This window comes from Streptomyces sp. WM6386 (assembly GCF_000972385.1).
Taxonomy (GTDB): domain Bacteria; phylum Actinomycetota; class Actinomycetes; order Streptomycetales; family Streptomycetaceae; genus Streptomyces.
Map to the genome: position 1 here is coordinate 1 of NZ_JXTE01000319.1, position 711 is coordinate 711.

General features: G+C 69.9%; 1 protein-coding gene. It reads right to left on the reverse strand.

Features of this window, described 5'->3' with window-relative positions; all coding sequences use genetic code 11:
- Window positions 1–89: 89 nt before the first annotated feature.
- Window positions 90–545, reverse strand: coding sequence for an FAS1-like dehydratase domain-containing protein (locus tag TN53_RS41470; protein ID WP_046264065.1), 456 nt, complete (start codon window positions 543–545; stop codon window positions 90–92).
- Window positions 546–711: the final 166 nt, after the last annotated feature.

Here is a 711-nt window from a genome sequence, read left to right on the forward strand (position 1 = left end):
GGCGTACTGCACGATCCGGGTGCGCTTCAGATCGTCGACGAGGACGCTCTTCCGGGTCTCGCCGACCTTGATGTCGTCCGTGCTCAGGCTCATCGGGCGTCCTCCTTCCTGGTGGCGGGCCCCTCGGGCACCACGGCGACGGTCCTGGCGCTGACGACCGGTTCGCCGACGGCGTCCCGGTACTCGGTGATGCGCTCGCTGAAGAGGAGCCGGCCGGTGCGGCCCTGCTTCTCCCAGCTGCGTCCGGGGACGGTGTGCGCGTACAGGGGTTCGCCCGCGCGCCCCGGGCGGTGGTATTCGAAGTGCTGTTCGGCGTGGAGTCCGCCGCCGCCCTCGGCCAGTACTCCGGGGCCGCGGCCGGACCCGATCCACTCCTCGTCCGGCTTGGGCCGCAGGGGGTACTCCGGGTCGTAGTGGACGCTCGCCATCGTGAAGGTGGGCGGTACGAGCGCGGTCCCGCCCTGGTACGCGGGGTTCTCGTCGCCGATGGCACGGGCGAACATCATGATGTGCCCGGCCTCGACGGGGAACGGCTGCCCTGTCATCCTCATGCTCCTCGGTCAGTACGGCAGGAACGCGTCGCGGGTGGTCTCGTCCGGGTCGAAGTCCGAAGGCAGTGCCTCGAACTTCGGCTCCCGTTTCTCCACGAAACTCGCCACGCCCTCGCGGAAGTCGGGCGACCCCGCGAAGAACTCCATGGCGGAGTAGGAG